We start from the raw sequence: 1,075 nt of genomic DNA, 5'->3' as shown, positions 1-1,075 counted from the left end.
ATTAAAAGCATCGCTGAAAATTTTGACCCTAAGAAGATATTTGGTAGTGGAGGGTTTGAGGATTTACCGATCATTCTACATGACGGGCAAGTGATCGCAGGAAACCACCGAGTAGCTGGCATGCTGAATTTCACGCCTAAAAGCCGTTATACTTATGATAAAGCGATTAAGGAATACTACCACATAGATTTAAAACCAGACGAGCTATTAGTAAGGATACCTAACAAGCGCCTAAATAACACCGAGATCAACAATTTAGCAGCTTCAAGCAATCAAGGCCGTTTTAATAGCGAAAGCGATCATGCGATAGCGGTTTTAAGCCACTACGAGCCTAAATTAAAAGAATTAGAAAAACAATTAAACGCTGATAGCATTTATTCCTTAAAAAACATTGTGGCTAAAAACCTGAATTTTGATAAGGCTACTCACCCTAATGTGGGAGATAGCAACTTAGCGCTTTTAATGTTTAACATGCCACGCACTAAAACGCAAGGGATAGAGTTATTAAACCGCTGGCAGAAAGAATTTTCAAACGATATTAAAAGCTATGAAAAAGTCAAAAAAATGTTTGTAGATAACGCGGGGAGTTTTCACAATTTAATCCATGACATGAGTTTTCCTAATGTGAGCTTGAACGCTTATTTAAGCGATATTATGGATCGCAGTTTTGCGAATTTAAAGAATTATCCAACTACGAGCGAGAGCCTGAAAGATTTGAGCGAAAAATTCTATAAAACGAGTTCTTTAGATATGTTTGAAAAGAGCGATCAAAATACAAGCGACATCAGCGAGATTTTAGGAGGAGCGATCGCACGATTTGCACGATTTGATGATCCTTCTAAAGCGTTATTTGAAGCGTTAAGAAGCGAAAACATTAAAAAAGGTTTGAAAGAATTCAAGATCGCAGATGTTACTAAGGATATGTTTGATCCTAATAGTAAGGAATTTAAGGATATTGATATTTACGACTTCACGCATTACCTTTTAATGGTTAATAGAGAGCCGAACGAAAATAACCCTTCGTTAAAGCGCTTGATACAAGCCGTTAAGGACATGCAAAAAGAAAAAGAGAAAG

1 pseudogene is annotated in these 1,075 nt (G+C 36.7%); it reads left to right on the top strand.

From position 1 onward, the window contains the following. A pseudogene (locus tag DBU79_RS07705) lies at positions 1-1,075 on the top strand (hypothetical protein); the annotation flags it as partial.

This window comes from Helicobacter pylori (assembly GCF_009689985.1).
Lineage (GTDB): Bacteria > Campylobacterota > Campylobacteria > Campylobacterales > Helicobacteraceae > Helicobacter > Helicobacter pylori_CG.
This window is presented reverse-complemented; position numbering and strand designations above follow the sequence as displayed.